Here is a 16,722-nt window from a genome sequence, read left to right as displayed (position 1 = left end):
CTGGGCGGGGCGCCGACGGACGACTGACCAACTACGCAGGCGCACAACCTGGTTCGCCACACCCTCCGGCCGTGGTGAACCGGTCACCGGACCGACTCTGTCAAGCCACCTTTCGCCCGCCCGGATTGTTTCGCGCGTCGGCTCAGAGGGCGTCGAGCGTTGCCTTGGTGCGGCCGGGGTGGTTTGTCGCGACCCAGCTGACGCCGAGGTCGGCGCACAGGCGCACGTCGTCGGGGTCGTCCACGGTCCAGCAGTAGGTGGCGCGGCCTGCGGCAGCGGCCTTGTCGACCAGTTCGGGGTGATCGCGCAGCGTCTTCACCGACGGGCCGACCGCAGTGGCACCGACAGTGGTCGCGGCACCGCCGCCGAGGTAGCGCGACGACTCACCGAGCAGCACGGTCGGCAGCAGCGGCGCGGCGCGGCGGATCCGCCAGACCGCGGTGGCCGCGAAGGACATGACCACCGCGCGCGAGTGATCCGCGGACGCGGGGGTGGCGATGCCGAACCGCTGCAGTTCGGCGAGCAGCTTGTTCTCCACCAGCGCGCCGTAGCGGACCGGGTGCTTGGTCTCGATGAACAGCTTGGTCGGCCTGCTGCGCCAGTCGAGCACCAGCGTGATCAGCTCACTGAGAGTGAGCACCTCCGCCGCCTCGCCGTCCGCGCCGAAGTCGAGTTCCTTCAGCTCGTCCAGCGTCATCTCGCTGACCAGACCGGTACCGGAGGAGGTGCGATCGACGGTGCGGTCGTGCACGCACACCAGGTGCCCGTCCCTGGTCAGCCGGACGTCGCATTCGACACCGTCCGCACCCTCCTGGAGCGCCAATTCGTATGCGGCGAGCGTGTGTTCGGGGCGTGCCGCCGAAGCACCTCGGTGCGCCACAACGAACGGTGCGCGACTGACCTGGCTCACTTGGCCATAACCTCCTCGTGCTCACGGTCCACTGCACCGTTGTCATCATCTGCGTCCCGTGCCGGCTCGCTGTCCGCGTCCGCCGGCGGCTCGTCTGCCGCACGCGCGGCCCGGCCACCGGGCTGCACCGGCTCGATCACCGGCACGGCCGGGTCGACGGCGATCAACCAGCGCCGCGCGGTCCTGCTGCGGCCGAGCACGTCTCGCTCCTCGACCGCCCGCATCATGGCGAGGGTGAGCAGCGCGACCGCGGCGGCGACCAGGTCGGTGAACGCGGTGAACAGCACCCCGTCCGCCTTGACCTGCAACGAATCGGCGGTCCGCCACAGCAGCGCGGCCGCCGTGACCAGGCCGCCGAATACCCAGGCGGCCCACCAGATCCGGATCGCCCGCAGCGCCCGCGGATCGGACCGCTGCGCGACGATCTCGGTCAGGAAAACGCCGGGCCACAACAGATTGACCACCGGAATCACACAGCCGAGCACCAAGGTCCGCACCGAGCGCGGGTCGGTGCGGCCGGATTCCTGGAACGCGAGCCTGCGCGCGTCGACCAACCAGCCGACCACGCCCACCGCCGCCAGCAGCGCGAACAACAGGGCGAACAGCGCGGCACCGACGACAAGCACATCGGAGCAGACCAGCACCGCGGGATGGATCAGCCGCGTGCGATTGCGCAGCAGCAGCAGATAACGCAGCAACTCGCCGACGGCCGCGACCGCGAACCACGACGTGGTGACGATCAGCAACGTGGACGCCCACTGAGTCAGCCTGGTGAGTGGACGCGGCGCGTCGGCGGCGGGTCGTGGCGGCGGGTCGAGCAGACCCCAGCGCGGAATCTGGGTGTAGCGCGGGGTTTCCCGGCTCTGCGGGCGGCCGGCGACCGGAGTCCGGCGCGCGCGGTGGTCGGGCCTGCGCGCCACCCAGCGATAGTTGCGTCGCTCGGCGGGTGCGTCGATGGGCGCGGGCGAGAGCAGCACGCCGCGGCAGCGCGGGCACCAGTGCATCGGGGTCGACTGCACGGCCCAGCGCGCACCACACCGCGCACAAGGTTGGACGACCGTGCTCACCGTGCCTCCTGTGTCTTGCGGGACACCCGCACCCGGTCGGCTCTGATGAGCGCTGCGCCATTGTGTCTCATCACGCCTCCTTCGCGGCGTCCGCTAGTAGATCTTCGCCTGCCGGTCGCCGTCCGCGACCAGCGGGCGGCCCGCCTGTTGCCAGGCAACCATGCCACCGTTGACCTGGATGGCGTCGAAGCCGATGTGCGTGAGGTATTCGACCACCTGGAGGGAACGACCGCCTTGCCTGCAGATGACGTAGAGATCGACGTCGTAGTCCAGCTCGTCCACCCGGGCGGGCACGTCGACCATCGGGATGTGCACCGCCCCCGGCGCGTGCCCGAGCTGCCACTCGTCGTCTTCGCGCACATCGAGCAGGATCGCCCGCGCGCCGTCCGCCGTGGTCGGCTCGCTGCTGTCGAATTCGCTCGGCACCGCGTCCACCGGGACCGAAGGAACATGGGGACTCGTCACGGTTTCGATCCTGCCATGGGTGGACGGGTGCCGTGGAGTTCCGGTCCGCGCCCCGGCCCATGGCGGCTCGACATCGAGCCGGTACTTCAGGTATGTTCTGCGTCCCGGAACCCTGATCGATGCCCCGCTCAGGACCGGGTTGTGCATACCTCCGACAGAGTTATCCACATAATCCACAACTTCATCCACAGGCTGCAGCTATCAGACAGCGCACCACTTTCAGGGTTTGGCTATCAAAGCTACCCAGCGGCTAACTCGCCCTCCGGCCCCACGCACCCCGATCCGGGGCGTTTCCAGGCCATCAGCAGATTCGCGGCGTGCCCCTCCCGGCGCGAAGGACCGATCCGGGACTCCCCTCCAGCATCCGATCCCGGAGCGATCATTCGCCGCCGACCTCGGAACTCGCGGTGCGTGCGGGTTCCGATATCTACTTGGACGGCGGCGAGTCCGATTCGGTTCCATAAAAAACGAGAACACTAGCGAAAAACTGAAATACTGGGCTCCACCGGTAGCTGTCGGTAGCCTGTGGCCATGAACGTGAGCAGGGGGCTACTCGACGGAATGGATACGGCTGGGCTCAACGTCGCTCTGTCCGAGGCGACATGCCTCGGCTTGGAGATCGACGCGGCAGCCAAGCAACTACGACTCGACTTAGAGGTGTTGACGCTTCCGGAGAACGGGACGCCCACCGAGGATTACCGCGTTCAGGTGACCTTCACCGGGGTCGGCCGCGTCGCGGCATCGCTGCGCATGCAGAACTGGGACGACCTCGAACCGCAGGTCCTGCCCCTGCAATTGAACGGCCTCGACGAGGCGATCCGCAGCTTCGGCGGCGGCAGGCTGCACGGCTGGGAGTTCATCGACCTCGACGACAGCGGCTGGGCCCTGTGGAGCGAGCTGCTCAGCTTCGACACCGAGATCGACGAGCACATCTCCGCACACGTGCTGGAGTTCTCCCAGGAAGAGGGCATCGACCCGCGCGAGCTGGACGTGCGCGTCTGGTTCGACAACCTGGTCATCAACGACTCGACCGGCCGGGAGATCTCCCTCGCGGAATTCATCGCGGGCGCCGCACGCTGGTGGGAGGCACACGACGCGGGCGACCCGCGGGCTACTCGACCGGGCATCGCGCCGCCGCTCTGACCCACCGATTTCGATACCGCACACCCGGTTCCGGATGTGCGGTATTCGTTTCTCTGCACGACCCCGGAAATCGAGGGGGTGACCGTGGAGGTAGTGGGTATCCGGCACGAGGATCGGTGCCGCCCGGCCGGGCGGTGTCCGATTCGGCGTAATCGTGACGGACGCGGGGAGGCGCAGCCGCTCCACTAGTTCGTCGTACTACGACATGGTTCGATGCATGCGTGAGGTTCGACCCGGTGCCGATCCGACTCCGGACGATGCGCAGCCCAAGCCCACAACGGAATGCGGGGGCATCAGGCCCGGTTGGAACCGAGCGGGTGTACGAATGATGGTTGGGTGTGCTCGAGATGGGCGCACACAGCCCGACATAGGAAGGGACATCGTGGCTGAGTACACGCTGCCAGATCTGGATTACGACTACAGCGCCCTGGAGCCCCACATCTCCGGGCAGATCAACGAGCTGCATCATTCCAAGCACCACGCTGCGTACGTCGCAGGCGCGAACACCGCACTCGAGAAGCTCGAGGCCGCCCGCGACAGCGGCGATCACGGCGCCATTTTCCTGTACGAGAAGAACCTGGCCTTCCACCTCGGCGGCCACGTCAACCACTCCATCTGGTGGAAGAACCTGTCGCCCAACGGTGGCGACAAGCCGACCGGCGACCTCGCCGCGGCGATCGACGACCAGTTCGGTTCGTTCGACAAGTTCCGCGGTCAGTTCACCGCCGCGGCCAACGGCCTGCAGGGCTCCGGCTGGGCGGTGCTCGGCTACGACACCCTCGGCCAGAAGCTGCTGACCTTCCAGCTGTACGACCAGCAGGCCAACGTCCCGCTGGGCATCATCCCGCTGCTGCAGGTCGACATGTGGGAGCACGCCTTCTACCTGCAGTACAAGAACGTCAAGGCGGACTACGTCACCGCGTTCTGGAACGTCGTCAACTGGGAAGACGTGCAGGATCGCTTCGCGCGCGCCGTCGGCCAGGGCAAGGGCCTGATCTTCGGCTGAGTTGAATTGCCGCGCCTCCGCGCGGCGTGTTCGCGGCCCCTTTATGGCTCGGCCCCGAGCGACCGATACTCGCGACTGCGTCGCAATCGCATCGGCCACTCGGGGCCGAGCCGGGCCGCGAACGGGCAATGCTCGATCTCGCTTCGCTCGAAACCCGCGGTGATGCCGGTGTGGTTGCGATAGCAGTCAGTGACCCGCGAACAGGAGTACCTGTTCGCGGGTTTGCTCGTTTCAGACCAGTCCTTGGGCCGGACACGCCCGGGACGCAACGGGGTATCGGTCCGGCCAACAATCCGCCCGACAGCGGCATGTAGGCGGAGACAACTGCTGGTCAGGCAGTTTCCTGTGGCCACTGGCACTCTTTGGTACTTGTGTGCCAGGTGTTTCGTAAGTCATCCTCGGAGTCCACAGAGGACGGGCACAGCCGCCCCCGGTTACACGACGGGAGGCAACATGCGGACGAATGGACCGATCGGCATCACGCCGTTCCATGCCCGCGGCTCGCTGCGGGGCTTTGTCATCTCCGGCCGCTGGCCGGACACCACCAAGGAATGGGCGCAGGTGCTGGTGCTCGCCGTTCGGGTGGCCACGCTGCCTGGACTGCTGACCACCTCGACGGTGTTCGGGGTGCGCGAGGAGCTGCCGGACGATCCGGCACCGGGCACGGTCGGCCTGGTGATGGCCGAAGGCACGGTGCTCGGCGCGGAGGCGCTCGCGCCCGGCCGGTTTGCCGACCATGTGCCGGCCGCCCTGCTGATGCTGCATCCGCCCTCGGAAACCCGGCCGTCGCTGCCGGAATGCGCGGGTGCCGCCTCGGGCTGTGTGCTGCTGCCCGGGGTGCCGCATCTCGGTCTGGAACACCGGGCCGCGTGGGCCGAGGCCGAATCCGACGGCACGGTGACCTCGCTGGTCAGCCGGGTGGGTCTGGACCCGATCAGTGATCCCGACACCGCGGTTCTGGCCATGCTGCTGGCCGCGTAAGGGTTCCCGAAACCTCTGCGTGGGATCACCAAACTTATTGCGCGCATTGCGATTTGGGCAACAGTAGGTTGGCACACTCGACGGCGTGCGGGTAGAGTCGGTGACAGCGAAGGGGAGTAGCCCCCAATTGCACAGTCGACATACTGACCCGCAGCCCCACGAGGGCTCGGGTCCGGCTGTGTGAACCGGAACAATCCGGTGGGCGAGACCTTCGGCCGAGACAACTAATCGTTGTCGGCCGGAGGCATACCCAGACTCCGACCGGCAGGCCGGAGACCCGGGAGCCGCACAATCATGATCGCCACTGTTTTGCTGAGTATCGGCATCGTCTTTCTCGCCGAGCTGGGCGACAAGTCCCAGCTGATGGCGTTGACGTTCGCGCTGCGCTATCGCTGGTGGGTAGTGCTCGGCGGGATCGCGACCGCTTCCGCCGCGGTCCACCTGATCTCGGTCGGTGTCGGTTACTTCCTCGGATCCGCGTTGCCGACGCGAGCCATCTCGCTGGTCGCCGCACTCACCTTCCTCGCCGTCGGCCTGTGGACGCTGCGTGAACACTTCCGCGCGGACGAGGAAGACCCGGCGCCGAAGTCATTGCGCGCGAGCACCGCGCCGTTCTTCGTGGTGCTGTCCGCCTTTCTGCTCGCCGAGCTCGGCGACCGGACCATGTTCGCGACCGCCGCACTGGCCACCGACTACGACTGGGTCGGCGTGTGGATCGGTTCGACGATCGGCATGGTCGCCGCCGACGCGCTGGCCATCGGCATCGGCATTCTGGTCGGCAAGCACCTGCCGGAACGGGCCATCGGGATCGGCTCGGGTCTGCTGTTCCTCTACTTCGGTGCGGCGACGCTGATCTCGACCGCCGCGCCGACACTGAGCGGGCTGATCGTTGCCGCGCTCGCCACGATCGCACCGGCGTTGGGCGGGGCGGCCATGCTGCTCATCCGTGCACTTCGCCCCGCACCGGTGGCGGCCGATGAGCCAGCGCCGGTCACGGTTGCGGACCCGGAAGTTCGTCGATAGGCCGACGGCCATCCTCGGTCAGCTAGGTCGAGGAAAGCAACGCATCCCCGAACAACGCCCCACCTCGGCGCACCAGATCCAGCAGCGGCACCCGCAGCGCGAGCAGACCGTCCAGATCGTCGGCCGCGATCCGGCCGGTGACCATCGCGCTGATCGCGGCGGCCAGGGTCTGGCAGGCGAAGCGCTGCTCGTCGGTCCGGGCGCCGAGCACGTCGGCGATCAGGCCGACGAACAACTCCTGTAGCTGCGCCCGGCGGGTGAGCGCCGCCGAACCCACCGCGTAGACCTCGACGAGGAACAGCCGCGCACTCGCCGGATCGTCGGCGAGGTGCTGGAGATAGGCCGCGAAGATCCGGTCCATCCGAGCCATCCGGTCCGGCTCGGGTTTCGGCGCGATGGGTGCCGGATCGTCGCTGTCGCCGGAGGCATCCGCGATGCGGCCGAGCAGGTTCTGCACGGCCTGCTCGTAGGCGGCCTCGAAACAAGCCTCCTTGGAACGGAACTGCTCGTAGAAGGTCTCCCTGGACACTCCGGCGCGTTTCAGGATCGCCGCGACCGACGTTCCGACGTAACCGTTCTCGACCATCGCCTCGGCCATCGCGATCAGGATGCGCTCGCGTTGCGAGGCGACCACCTGCTCCCGCGGCAGGCCGTGCCTGCCGCGCGGGAGTTGGCGTGCGCTGGTTGCCGATTCGGTCATTCGATGGCTCCGGTGGTTAGGTCGGGCTAAGCTTTCCGCTCCATTTTGCGGGGTCGGTCCGGTTGGTCCGTGGTGAAGGGTGCCTCTTCATCGCGCGCGATCTCCAAGGCGCGCCGCACACCGTGGCGCAGGGCGAGCGCGATAACGCGCTGGGCGATCGGCCGGAACGGCAGCACCACGGCCACCCACCAGGGCGAGACCACCTGACGTCGCCGCCGCGCGATCGCCTTCTCCACCGAATCGATGGCGGGGCCCAGCGGCGCGACGCCGGAAACGGTGGAGCGGCCGATGATGGCGCGGGCCGCGGCGGTGCCGAACCCGCGCGAGGTCATGTCGGTGTCGAGCTCGGCGAAGTACGCGACGCCCACCTTGGCGCCGGTGTGCTCGAGCTCGATCCGCAACGTGTTGCCGAGCGCCTCCACCGCGGCCTTCGACGCGCTGTAGGCACCGACCAGCGGCAGATGCACCGCGGCCGCGAGCGAAGAGACAACCAGCGCATAGCCATTCGGGTGGCTGATGTGCGGCCCCGCCGCGCGCAACGTGTAGTAGACGCCGAGCACATTGACGGACAGGGTCTCCTCCATCACCGCCGGATCGCCCCCGATCAACGGCAACTGCCGCGCCACCCCCGCATTGGCGACCACCACATCGAGCCCACCGAGCTCCCCCGCCAACGTCTCCACCACCCGATCCAACTGTTCCCGATCCCCCACATCGCAATACCGCCACGGCGCATCCCCGCACTCCCGCGCCACCTCCCCCAGCAGCTCGGCTTCCAATCCCAGCAGCGCGACCTGGGCCCCATCGGCATGCAACTGCCGAGCCAGCGCGGCCCCGATCCCCCGCGCCGCGCCCGTAATCAAAACCTTGCGCCCAGCAACAGACGCCCCCGCGAACAGTTCCATGCAGCGACCGTACCACTAAAGAACATGTTTGTTCGCAAATAGCCGGGGGGCGGCTCGAATTACAGCTCGAGCCTGGCGAATACCCAACTACCTGCACGTATTTCAGTTATGCCATTAGCGCATGAATGTAACTCACATCACAAGAGGTCGATACAGCAGTCACGAGCTAGATCACTTCTCGAGAGGCAACAGATGACGTCACCGCAGGGGGAATACCCACCGCAACAACCTCAGAATCCGAACTGGGGCAATCACATTCCCCCCGGCGGCGGCCAGCAGTTCGCACCTCCCCCTGCGCCCGGATACGGTCGCCCACCGCAGCAGAAATCCAATGGCGGCAAGATCGCGCTCATCGTGGTCGCGGCCATGGTCGGGCTGTGTGGATTCAGTGCGATCATCGCCGCGGTCACCGGCGGCGACGACAAGAAGTCCGACACCGCGACCAGCAGTGCGGCGGTCGTGCCTGCCACCGTCGCGGCGGGTGAACCTGCCGCTCCGCTGACCACGAAGCCACCGGTCGAGAAGCCGTCGGCGAGCACGCCCGGCCTCAATACCCCGGTGCGCGACGGCAAATTCGAGTTCGTCGTCACCGGGGTCCAGGTGGGCCCAACCGAAGTGGGCGACAATCCATACCTGCAGCGAAAAGCTCAGGGCGCGTACACGATCGTGTCGATAACGGTGAAGAACACTTCGAACAAGCCGCAGGGATTCAGCCCCGGCGACCAGTATCTGTTCGACGCACAGAACCGCAAATTCGAGAACGACACCATGGCCGCGATCAATCTGCAGGCCGACACCAGCATGTATGCCAGCGTCAACCCGGGCAATACGGTGACGGCTCAGGTCGTATTCGATCTGCCGCCCGACGCGGTGCCGAGCCACCTCATGCTGCACGATTCGATGTTCTCCGGCGGTGCCAAAGTAGCGCTCCAGTAGTCGCGTCCCGGGTAAGGCGATGGTCCTCTTCGCGGTGAGAGGGAGGCCTCATGGGTCTTGTTGGGTGCAACCGTTAGGGTGCAATTGACAAAGGGCCAACTGGCTGTCACGAACGAGAGGACCATCGTGGAGATTTCGGGTTCCGCCGCCATTGTCACCGGAGGCGCATCCGGCCTCGGCGCCGCCACCGCCAAGCGTTTCGCCGAGCTGGGGGCCACTGTCTTCGGACTGGATGTGCCGCAGTCGATCGAGCGCGCCGGCGACAACGTGCCCGCCGGGGTCACCCTCATTCCGGCCGATGTCACCAGCAATGACGAGGTCAGCGCCGCGGTCGCGCAGGTCGTCGAGTCGGGCGCACCGCTGCGCATCGTGGTCAACTGCGCCGGTGTCGGCTGGGCCGGGCGCATCCTGTCCAAGAACGGCCCGCACGATCTGGAGCTGTTCCGCACCGTCATCACCGTGAACCTGCTCGGCACCTTCAACGTGATGCGGCTGGCCGCGGACGCGATCTCGAAGACCGACACCGTCGACGAGTACGGCCAGCGCGGCGTCATCATCAACACCGCCTCGGTCGCCGCGTTCGAGGGCCAGATCGGCCAGATCGCGTACTCGGCGTCCAAGGGTGGCGTGCACGGCATGACCGTGCCCGCCGCGCGCGACCTGGCCCAGTTCGGCATCCGGGTGAACACCATCGCCCCCGGCATCATCGACACCCCGATGCTGGCCGGCGTCACCGAGGAGTACCGCAAGGGCCTCGAGGCCGGCGTGCCGTTCCCGTCGCGCCTCGGCCGCCCGGACGAGTACGCGCAGCTGTCGCAGTACATCGTCGAGCACGACTACCTCAACGGCGAGACCATCCGCATGGATGGCGCGCTGCGCATGGCCCCGCGCTAAAGACACCACGCAAAAGCCGCTGCCGACCAACTCCGGTCGGCGGCGGCTTTTCGTTTCCCTACGGTCAGGACGCAGGCTTGTGCCCGATGCCGAGGAACGCGGTGGTGGACAGCGGCTGCTGCGGCCGATAGTGCTCGGCGAGGTAGGACTTCATCACCGCGACGCGCTCGGCCCACACCTGTTCGCCGACGTTGCGGCGCATGAGCCGCAGCGGTGCGCTGCTCTGCCCCATGGTTTCCCACATCTGGTCCGCGCTGCCGAAGGCGAGCGCGGTCGAATGTCGTTGGATGGACACGGCTTCGAAGCCCGCCCGGCGCATCTCGGTCTGGAAGACCTCGGGGTTTTCCAGGCTGAGGTAGTTGGGCTGCGGTTCCTGGATGCTCGGGTCGGCGGCGTGGAACGCGCCGAACATCATCCGCATCAGCGGAGATTCGGCGATCGGCGCCCAGCTGGACACCACGGCCGTGCCGCCGGGCCGCAGCACCCGGAACAGTTCGGCGAAACCCTTGCTCCGCTCCGGGAAGAACATCAGCCCGAACATGGAGAACCCGGCGTCGAAGCGGTCGCTGTCGAACGGCAGCGATTGCCCGTCGCCCACGCGCGCTTCGATATTGGTCGATCCCACGGCCGCCGCCGCGGCGGTGAGTCGCTCGATCATCGGGCCGGAGAAGTCGATCGCGTGCACCTGCGCCACCTGCGGCGCGGCGAGCAGACTCAGCAATCCCGTCCCGGCCGCGACGTCGATGACCTGGGAAGACGTTGTCAGCGAGGCGAATTCGAGGGCCCGGTCGGAGAAGGGCTGCATGATCGCGGGCGCGAATTCGGCGTAGCCGTCGGCGACGAGATCCCACGGCTCGGCGACGGCAAGAGGGTTTCCGGACATATGCTGACGATCCTTTCGATCGCCCAAATCTAACCGCTTCACACCCCGATAGACCACCAACTCAGGCGAATATCGCTGTGCGCGAAGGAATTCGGTGCGCGTGCCAGAAGGTAGCGAAACCTACTGTTTCACTCTATGCGCAGCACAGCGGGCTCAGATCTCGCGTCGGAAGATCATCAGGTGACGCCCGGGCCCGTTGTAGTCCGGCACCGGCCCGCCGACGGTGAACCCCATCCGGCGATGGAACGCGATGGAGGTCTCGTTCGCCGGTGCGGTGACCGCCGTGACGACCCGCCTGCCGTGCTCCCGAGCGGTCACGAAGAACCGCTGGTAGAGCTCCCGCGCCAACCCACTCTTCCGCGATTCCGGATGAACTCCCACGAAATGGATGTAGGCCTCGTCGGATTCGGACGGCGACGGAAACCCGATCAGGAATCCCGACAGCCGCTCCCCCGCCTCGGCGACCAGGCTCGTTCGATGGAAGTGATCGAGAAACAAGCGCGGCAGCACCGGAAGGACCTCGCGTCCCCACCACTGGTCGACCACGCTCGCGATCGCGTCGTAGTCCGCGGCCCGCGCCGCCCCGATGACCAGCTCAGTCGAATTCGGCACAGGCCTCATTGTGCCGATCGCCCGCTCGGCCGAGCACACCGGCGAGGACCAGTGGTCCCCGCCGGTGACCCGATCAGAGCGTGCGGGTGAGCCGATCGGTGAGGATGTGCGCGAACCGCGCCGGATCCTTCAGCTCGCCGCCCTCGGCCAGGACCGCTGTGCCGTAGAGCAGTTCGGCGGTCTCGGTGAGCTCGGGGACCTTGCCCGCGTCGGCGTCTTCCTTGCGGGTGTCGTAGGCGTCGCGCAGGCCGGTGACCAGCGGATGGGTCGGGTTGAGCTCGAGGATCCGCTTGGTTTCCGGCATCAGCTGACCGGACGCGCGATACATCCGCTCCAGCATCGGGGTGAAGTCGAAGACGTCACCGACGAGGCAGGCGGGCGAGGTGGTGAGCCGACTGGTCAGGCGCACCTCCTTGACGCTCTCGTCCAGGGTCTTGCCGAGCCAGCCGAGCACCTCGGCGAAATCCTTGTCCTGCTGTTCGCGCAGCGCCTCGGAGGCCTTCTTCTCGTCCTCCGACTCCAGGTCGACCTCGCCCTTGGCAATGGACGTGAACGCCTTGCCGTCGAACTCCGGCACCGAGCCGACCCACATCTCGTCGACCGGCTCGGTGAGGATCAGCACCTCGCGGCCTTTGGCCTTGAAAGCCTCCATGTGCGGGGAGCTTTCGATCTGCTGACGGGACTCGCCGGTCATGTAGTAGATGGCGTCCTGGCCCTCGGGCATGCGCTCGACGTACTGGGCGAGCGTGGTCACCTCGGACTCGGAGTTCGTCGAGGCGAACGAGGAAACCTGCAGGATGGTTTCGCGGTTGTCGACGTCGCCGAGCAGGCCCTCCTTGAGGACGCGGCCGAATTCCTTCCAGAAGGTCTGGTACTTGGTCTGGTCCTCGGCGCCCTGCAGGTCCTTGACCGTGGACAGCACCTTCTTGACCAGCCGCTTGCGGATCATCTGGATCTGCCGGTCCTGCTGCAGAATCTCGCGCGAGACGTTGAGCGAGAGGTCCTGCGCGTCCACCACACCCTTGACGAAGCGCAGGTACTCCGGCATCAGCTCTTCGCAGTTGTCCATGATGAACACCCGCTTGACGTAGAGCTGCACGCCACGCTTGTGCTCGCGGGTGAACAGGTCGAACGGCGCCTGCGACGGCAGGAACAGCAGCGCCTGGTATTCGAAGGTGCCCTCCGCCTTCATCGGGATGATCTCCAGCGGATCGTCCCAGGCGTGGCTGACGTGCTTGTAGAACTCCTTGTACTCCTCGTCGCTGACCTCGCTCTTCGGGCGGGTCCACAGCGCCTTCATGGAGTTGAGGGTCTGGTCCTCGACGACCGTCTTCTCGGTCTTCTCCTCCCCTTCACCCTCGGTGACCGTCCGCTCGACCTGCATACGGACCGGCCAGGCGATGAAGTCGGAGTACTTCTTGACGATCTCCCGGAGCTTCCACTCCTGGGTGTAGTCGAAAAGGTGGTCTTCCTCGTCGGCCGGCTTGAGGTGCAGCGCGACCGTGGTGCCCTGCGGCGCCTCGTCGAGGGTTTCGATGGTGTAGGTCGAGCTGCCCGCGGCGGACTCCCAGCGGGTGCCTTCGGTCTCCCCTGCGCGCCGCGTGGTCAGCGTGACCTTGTCGGCGACCATGAAGGTCGAGTAGAAGCCGATGCCGAACTGGCCGATCAGCTCCGCGGTGTCGACGTTGCCCGCCGCGGCGCTCTTGGCCTCGTTGAGCTTCTTGCGCAGCTCGGCGGTGCCGGACTTGGCCAGGGTGCCGATCAGGTCCACCACCTCGGCCCTGGACATGCCGATGCCGTTGTCCCGGACGGTCAGGACCCGGTTGTACTGGTCGACCGCGAGCTCGATGTGCAGGTCGGCGGTGTCGACATGCAGGTCCTTGTCGCGGTAGGACTCCATCCGCAGCTTGTCCAGCGCGTCCGAGGAGTTGGAGATCAACTCCCGCAGGAAGGTGTCCTTGTTGGAGTAGACCGAATGGATCATCAGCTCGAGCAGCTGATGGGTCTCTGCTTGGAACTCGAGTTGTTCGACGTGCTCAGTCACGACGCGATAGTACGACGCCCGAAATCCGCGAGGCCAGGAACCTCGAGGTCTGCCCGGTTCGACATCCAGTCGCGCAGCACCTGGGTGGCCCGAACATCGTCCTCGTTGTACTCCAGCAGACGGGTGCGCTGGGACATGTCTGGCTCGGCCTCGTAGCCGACGGCCAGCCGATACCAGCTCATCGACGCCTCGCCGCCCGCCTCGGCATCGCGCCAGGCGAAGCCCGCGACCGGGGCGATCTTCTTGAGGCCCTTACCGTTCGGGCAGATGAACTGGTCGGAGACGGCCTGGAACATGTCCACCCACTCCGGCCCGTCGACGAACGCGCGCACCTGGTCGACCGTCGGCACCCCGGGACGTCCGGCGAAGCGGCGCGCCGACTCGTACAGCCACTTGTCCTCGGCGGTGCGCGAGTAGCAGTAGGCGGCAAAGGTTTTCCCGTTCGCGGCGGCTTCCGCGCGAATCGCCATCAGCCAGGTCCAGAACTCGCCGAACGAGCGGCCCTCGTCCTCGGTGGGCAGCGGGTCCCAGGTGACGAACGGGCGGTACACGTCGTCGAGCAGTGTGCCCCACAGGTATGCGCCGTATTCCTGGAAGCTCTCCAGGTCGACATCGACCTCGACGTCGGCGCGTTGCACCCGGACCGGCTCGACCCGGCGCACCAGCGGCGCGCCCGCGATCCAGGCCCGCGCGGTGACCACGGCCTCGTCGAACGGCCCGTGCTGCCAGTCGTCGGGGTCGTCGCCCGCCCAGTCGGCCAGGTCGTCGATCGTCTGCACGCCGTGCCTGCGCAGCACCTCGGCGCGCGAGCCGGGCGCGACGAGACTGACGTCGCGGTGCTCGACCAACCAGCCCTCGCAGCTCGGGCCGTCGATGCCGCGGGTCCACCACGGGCACTGCCTGCACTCGGGCACCTTCGACGGCACGGTCGGCAGTTCGCCGCGCACCACCGCGACCCGGTCGGCGTAGCGCTGGTCGTAGTCGGCGAGCACCGGGCCGAGGTCGTGCACCAGGATGCAGTCGAAGTGGTAGCCGATCGCGCCGCCGACCAGCGCCGGGCTGGCCATGCCGTGGCGCTGCAACATTCGGTAGAGGTGTGCGAGCCGCTGCTGGTCGCGCGGCTGCTGACGCAGCTTGCGGTGCCGATCCGGGCGCGGGTTCCAGTGGAACGGGTCGGACGTGGTCGGGTGGAAGTCGGCGGGTTCGGGATTACGCGGGTCGGTCACCTTGTGGTTCACCACGATCACCGGGATGTACCCGCCGCGATCGAGATCGCGCAGCAGAATCTCCGAGCCGCCGCGCCTGCCCGTCTCCGGTTCCTGCGGCAGCAGCCCGCCCCAGATGTGTTGCACGCCAGCCGCGCACGCCTGCATGGTGGCCTCGGCCCGCTCGGACGCGCGCAGCGTGGGATCGATCACCAGCCAGCCGTCCGGGTCCGCCGCGATCAACGCGTCGCGCACCCGCAGCCGATGCGCCGTCGCCGCCTCCCGGCGCTGCCGCACCCCGGGATCCTCGGTGACCCCGAGCAATGCCCCGGGATGGACCGCGTCCAGATGCAGCCGATGCCGACAACCGATCAGCGCCCTGGCATCGATGAACGGGGTCGGCGCACCCGCAACGCCGGTCGGCCGTTCGACGGCCGTGCCGTTGTGCTTGCGACCTTCTCGGTCACCGATGCCCGATTCCACGTTATGCAGTATGGTCCCTACCCCCGACAAACCCACGAACCCCGTGGGCACAGCAGTGGTTCGAACCCGCGCTCACTCCACACAGGACCGCCGCAGCGCGAGTTCTGCGAGCGCCGTTCGCGGCCACGCGGCCGACAACTCCGCTCCCCTACGCTCGCTCGTGTCAACATGGACCCGATAGGGTATCGACAAACCGTGTGACATGGGCGGACGGGCTTTCCCCGGCGTCGTACTGCCATGGCAAACCAGCATGACGGAGGGCCTTCGATGGGGTTGTTCACGAAGCGCAAGCGGCGCCCGAGCCGCAGGGCCGAGGCGAAAGCTCTCAAGCACAAGGCCGGTTTGGAAGCCAAGCTGGTCGCCAAGAACGATCGCAAGTCCCGCCGCGCGGAGGCCCGTACCCAGCGCAAGGTGGCCAAGGCGCAGATCTCGGCATTGCAGGCGGAGGAGAAGGCCTCGCTCAAGCTGGCCGCCAGGGCCGAGCGTGAGCTGTTCAGCGCGAGTCAGGTGAAGAAGTACCTCGGCGTCGCGCGGGTGCTCATCCCGGTGCTCGCGCCGCTGGCCTACCGCGCCGCCACGTTCCTGCGCGCGCAGCTGGACACCCGCAAGGCCCAGCAGCTCGGCATCGGCATCGAACAGCTCGGCGACTTCGGCGGCCACGGCGCCAAGCTGCAGGCCAGGATCGCGAACAGCGAAGCGGCCCTTGGCAAGGTCAGCGCGCAGGGCAAGGACAAGGGCGAGACGCAGAAGTTCGTCGCCGCCACCCAGGCCCGGCTGGACAGCCTCGCCACCGCGGTGCAGGCCGCCGAGCAGATGCCCGCACCGCGCCGCCGTGCCGTGCACACCTCGATCGCGGAGGAACTGTCCGGGGTCGAGGCGGACGTGCTCGCCAAGCTCGGCGTGCGCTGACCTTTCCCCGGATGCCCCCATCACCGCTCACCGGCCACCTGCGTGGTGGCCTGGTCGGCGTGTTGGTGGGGGCGCTCGCCGTCGCCGCGCACGGCATCGCGGGCGGCGGTTTTCCCGGTTCGGCCGAGCTGACGCTGCTGCTCGCGGTGGCCGCACTGGCCGGTGGCACGGCGAATGTGCTTGCCCGTAGCCGTGGTTCGGTGCTCGGCCTGCTCATGCTCGGGCAGCTGGCGAGCCATGTCGTGCTGTCCGGCCTGCTCGGCCACGAACACTCCGCTGCCGCAACGAATCCGCTGCCCACCGGCTGGATGCTGGTCGCGCACGCCGTCGCCGCGCTCGGCTGTGCCGCGGTCATCTCGATCACCGAGCGGCTCTACGCCGTGGCCTCCGGCGCGGTCCGCGCCGTGCTCGCCAAGCCGCACTTCCCCCGCGTCCGCGAACCGGCGCACTGGTCCAATCCTGGTCTCCCGCACTACCGCTGCCCACCGAACGGGGCGATCGGCCCGCGCGCGCCGCCGGTGCCTGCCTGACCCGCCGCACCACTCCCCTTCGGACA

Annotated in this window: 17 protein-coding genes; 8 read left to right on the top strand and 9 right to left on the bottom strand. The window is 67.5% G+C overall.

All coding sequences use genetic code 11. The features are described from left to right. Window positions 1-142 precede the first annotated feature (142 nt). The 3 genes from ACQPW1_RS00825 to ACQPW1_RS00815 all read right to left on the bottom strand — a co-directional run bounded on the left by ACQPW1_RS00825 (window position 143) and on the right by ACQPW1_RS00815 (window position 2,442). Entirely contained in the window at window positions 143-910 is a 768-nt protein-coding gene (locus ACQPW1_RS00825; protein ID WP_433660862.1) for a glycerophosphodiester phosphodiesterase, read from the bottom strand. Next, window positions 907-1,977 carry a DUF4328 domain-containing protein gene (locus ACQPW1_RS00820; protein WP_433660861.1) on the bottom strand — a complete coding sequence of 357 codons (1,071 nt, stop codon included), beginning with the start codon at window positions 1,975-1,977 and terminating at the stop codon, window positions 907-909. The genes ACQPW1_RS00825 and ACQPW1_RS00820 overlap by 4 nt, the downstream gene beginning before the upstream one ends. Window positions 1,978-2,070: 93 nt before the next feature. Next, window positions 2,071-2,442: a rhodanese-like domain-containing protein gene (locus ACQPW1_RS00815; protein ID WP_433660860.1), complete on the bottom strand. Its 372-nt coding sequence runs from the start codon at window positions 2,440-2,442 to the stop codon at window positions 2,071-2,073. Window positions 2,443-2,973: 531 nt separating this feature from the next. Between ACQPW1_RS00815 and ACQPW1_RS00810 the strand changes: the two genes are divergently transcribed. The 4 genes from ACQPW1_RS00810 to ACQPW1_RS00795 all read left to right on the top strand — a co-directional run bounded on the left by ACQPW1_RS00810 (window position 2,974) and on the right by ACQPW1_RS00795 (window position 6,595). Further along, window positions 2,974-3,585: a hypothetical protein gene (locus tag ACQPW1_RS00810; RefSeq protein ID WP_433660859.1), complete on the top strand. Its 612-nt coding sequence runs from the start codon at window positions 2,974-2,976 to the stop codon at window positions 3,583-3,585. A gap of 382 nt (window positions 3,586-3,967) precedes the next feature. Continuing rightward, entirely contained in the window at window positions 3,968-4,591 is a 624-nt protein-coding gene (locus ACQPW1_RS00805) for a superoxide dismutase (RefSeq protein WP_357380064.1), read from the top strand. A gap of 453 nt (window positions 4,592-5,044) precedes the next feature. Next, the gene (locus ACQPW1_RS00800) at window positions 5,045-5,572 is read left to right on the top strand and encodes a peptidase (protein ID WP_433660858.1); all 528 of its coding nucleotides are present in this window, start codon (window positions 5,045-5,047) and stop codon (window positions 5,570-5,572) included. A gap of 294 nt (window positions 5,573-5,866) precedes the next feature. Next, window positions 5,867-6,595, top strand: coding sequence for a TMEM165/GDT1 family protein (locus ACQPW1_RS00795; protein WP_433660857.1), 729 nt, complete (start codon window positions 5,867-5,869; stop codon window positions 6,593-6,595). A gap of 22 nt (window positions 6,596-6,617) precedes the next feature. Here the strand turns inward: ACQPW1_RS00795 and ACQPW1_RS00790 are convergent, their stop codons facing one another. Together ACQPW1_RS00790 and ACQPW1_RS00785 are read right to left on the bottom strand one after the other, a co-directional pair. After that, complete coding sequence (locus ACQPW1_RS00790) at window positions 6,618-7,295, bottom strand: TetR/AcrR family transcriptional regulator (protein WP_433660856.1); 678 nt, start codon at window positions 7,293-7,295, stop codon at window positions 6,618-6,620. A 26-nt stretch (window positions 7,296-7,321) separates the two neighbouring features. Continuing rightward, window positions 7,322-8,200 carry an SDR family NAD(P)-dependent oxidoreductase gene (locus ACQPW1_RS00785; protein WP_433660855.1) on the bottom strand — a complete coding sequence of 293 codons (879 nt, stop codon included), beginning with the start codon at window positions 8,198-8,200 and terminating at the stop codon, window positions 7,322-7,324. Window positions 8,201-8,392: 192 nt separating this feature from the next. Between ACQPW1_RS00785 and ACQPW1_RS00780 the strand changes: the two genes are divergently transcribed. Both ACQPW1_RS00780 and ACQPW1_RS00775 read left to right on the top strand, forming a co-directional pair. After that, entirely contained in the window at window positions 8,393-9,136 is a 744-nt protein-coding gene (locus ACQPW1_RS00780; RefSeq protein WP_433660854.1) for a DUF4352 domain-containing protein, read from the top strand. 126 nt (window positions 9,137-9,262) lie between these two features. Further along, window positions 9,263-10,030, top strand: a complete 768-nt coding sequence (locus ACQPW1_RS00775) for an SDR family NAD(P)-dependent oxidoreductase (RefSeq protein ID WP_357380070.1) — start codon at window positions 9,263-9,265, stop codon at window positions 10,028-10,030. A gap of 64 nt (window positions 10,031-10,094) precedes the next feature. Here ACQPW1_RS00775 and ACQPW1_RS00770 read toward each other — a convergent pair whose 3' ends face one another. The 4 genes from ACQPW1_RS00770 to ACQPW1_RS00755 form a co-directional block, all read right to left on the bottom strand. Next, complete coding sequence (locus ACQPW1_RS00770; RefSeq protein WP_433660853.1) at window positions 10,095-10,913, bottom strand: class I SAM-dependent methyltransferase; 819 nt, start codon at window positions 10,911-10,913, stop codon at window positions 10,095-10,097. 153 nt (window positions 10,914-11,066) lie between these two features. Then, window positions 11,067-11,525: an N-acetyltransferase family protein gene (locus ACQPW1_RS00765; RefSeq protein WP_433660852.1), complete on the bottom strand. Its 459-nt coding sequence runs from the start codon at window positions 11,523-11,525 to the stop codon at window positions 11,067-11,069. A 73-nt stretch (window positions 11,526-11,598) separates the two neighbouring features. Further along, on the bottom strand, window positions 11,599-13,569 hold the full coding sequence (gene htpG, locus ACQPW1_RS00760; RefSeq protein ID WP_433660851.1) for a molecular chaperone HtpG: 1,971 nt from the start codon (window positions 13,567-13,569) through the stop codon (window positions 11,599-11,601). Beyond that, window positions 13,566-15,164, bottom strand: a complete 1,599-nt coding sequence (locus tag ACQPW1_RS00755; protein ID WP_433665577.1) for a TM0106 family RecB-like putative nuclease — start codon at window positions 15,162-15,164, stop codon at window positions 13,566-13,568. The genes htpG and ACQPW1_RS00755 overlap by 4 nt, the downstream gene beginning before the upstream one ends. Before the next feature lie 360 nt (window positions 15,165-15,524). Between ACQPW1_RS00755 and ACQPW1_RS00750 the strand changes: the two genes are divergently transcribed. Further along, the gene (locus tag ACQPW1_RS00750) at window positions 15,525-16,166 is read left to right on the top strand and encodes a DUF6474 family protein (RefSeq protein ID WP_433660850.1); all 642 of its coding nucleotides are present in this window, start codon (window positions 15,525-15,527) and stop codon (window positions 16,164-16,166) included. An 11-nt stretch (window positions 16,167-16,177) separates the two neighbouring features. After that, complete coding sequence (locus tag ACQPW1_RS00745) at window positions 16,178-16,696, top strand: hypothetical protein (protein ID WP_433660849.1); 519 nt, start codon at window positions 16,178-16,180, stop codon at window positions 16,694-16,696. Window positions 16,697-16,722: the final 26 nt, after the last annotated feature.

Origin of the sequence: Nocardia sp. CA-128927 (genome assembly GCF_050955855.1) — a bacterium.
Lineage (GTDB): Bacteria > Actinomycetota > Actinomycetes > Mycobacteriales > Mycobacteriaceae > Nocardia.
Note: the sequence above shows the minus strand (reverse complement) of the source record. Positions and strands in the feature narration are given on the sequence as shown.

What these genes read in the sequence shown, in the direction of transcription:
- ACQPW1_RS00810 (WP_433660859.1), top strand. Translation starts at nt 2,974, where the DNA reads ATGAACGTGAGCAGGGGGCTACTCGACGGAATGGATACGGCTGGGCTC.
- ACQPW1_RS00800 (WP_433660858.1), top strand. Translation starts at nt 5,045, where the DNA reads ATGCGGACGAATGGACCGATCGGCATCACGCCGTTCCATGCCCGCGGC.
- ACQPW1_RS00795 (WP_433660857.1), top strand. Translation starts at nt 5,867, where the DNA reads ATGATCGCCACTGTTTTGCTGAGTATCGGCATCGTCTTTCTCGCCGAG.
- ACQPW1_RS00790 (WP_433660856.1), bottom strand. Translation starts at nt 7,295, where the DNA reads ATGACCGAATCGGCAACCAGCGCACGCCAACTCCCGCGCGGCAGGCAC.
- ACQPW1_RS00785 (WP_433660855.1), bottom strand. Translation starts at nt 8,200, where the DNA reads ATGGAACTGTTCGCGGGGGCGTCTGTTGCTGGGCGCAAGGTTTTGATT.
- ACQPW1_RS00780 (WP_433660854.1), top strand. Translation starts at nt 8,393, where the DNA reads ATGACGTCACCGCAGGGGGAATACCCACCGCAACAACCTCAGAATCCG.
- ACQPW1_RS00770 (WP_433660853.1), bottom strand. Translation starts at nt 10,913, where the DNA reads ATGTCCGGAAACCCTCTTGCCGTCGCCGAGCCGTGGGATCTCGTCGCC.
- ACQPW1_RS00750 (WP_433660850.1), top strand. Translation starts at nt 15,525, where the DNA reads ATGGGGTTGTTCACGAAGCGCAAGCGGCGCCCGAGCCGCAGGGCCGAG.
- ACQPW1_RS00745 (WP_433660849.1), top strand. Translation starts at nt 16,178, where the DNA reads ATGCCCCCATCACCGCTCACCGGCCACCTGCGTGGTGGCCTGGTCGGC.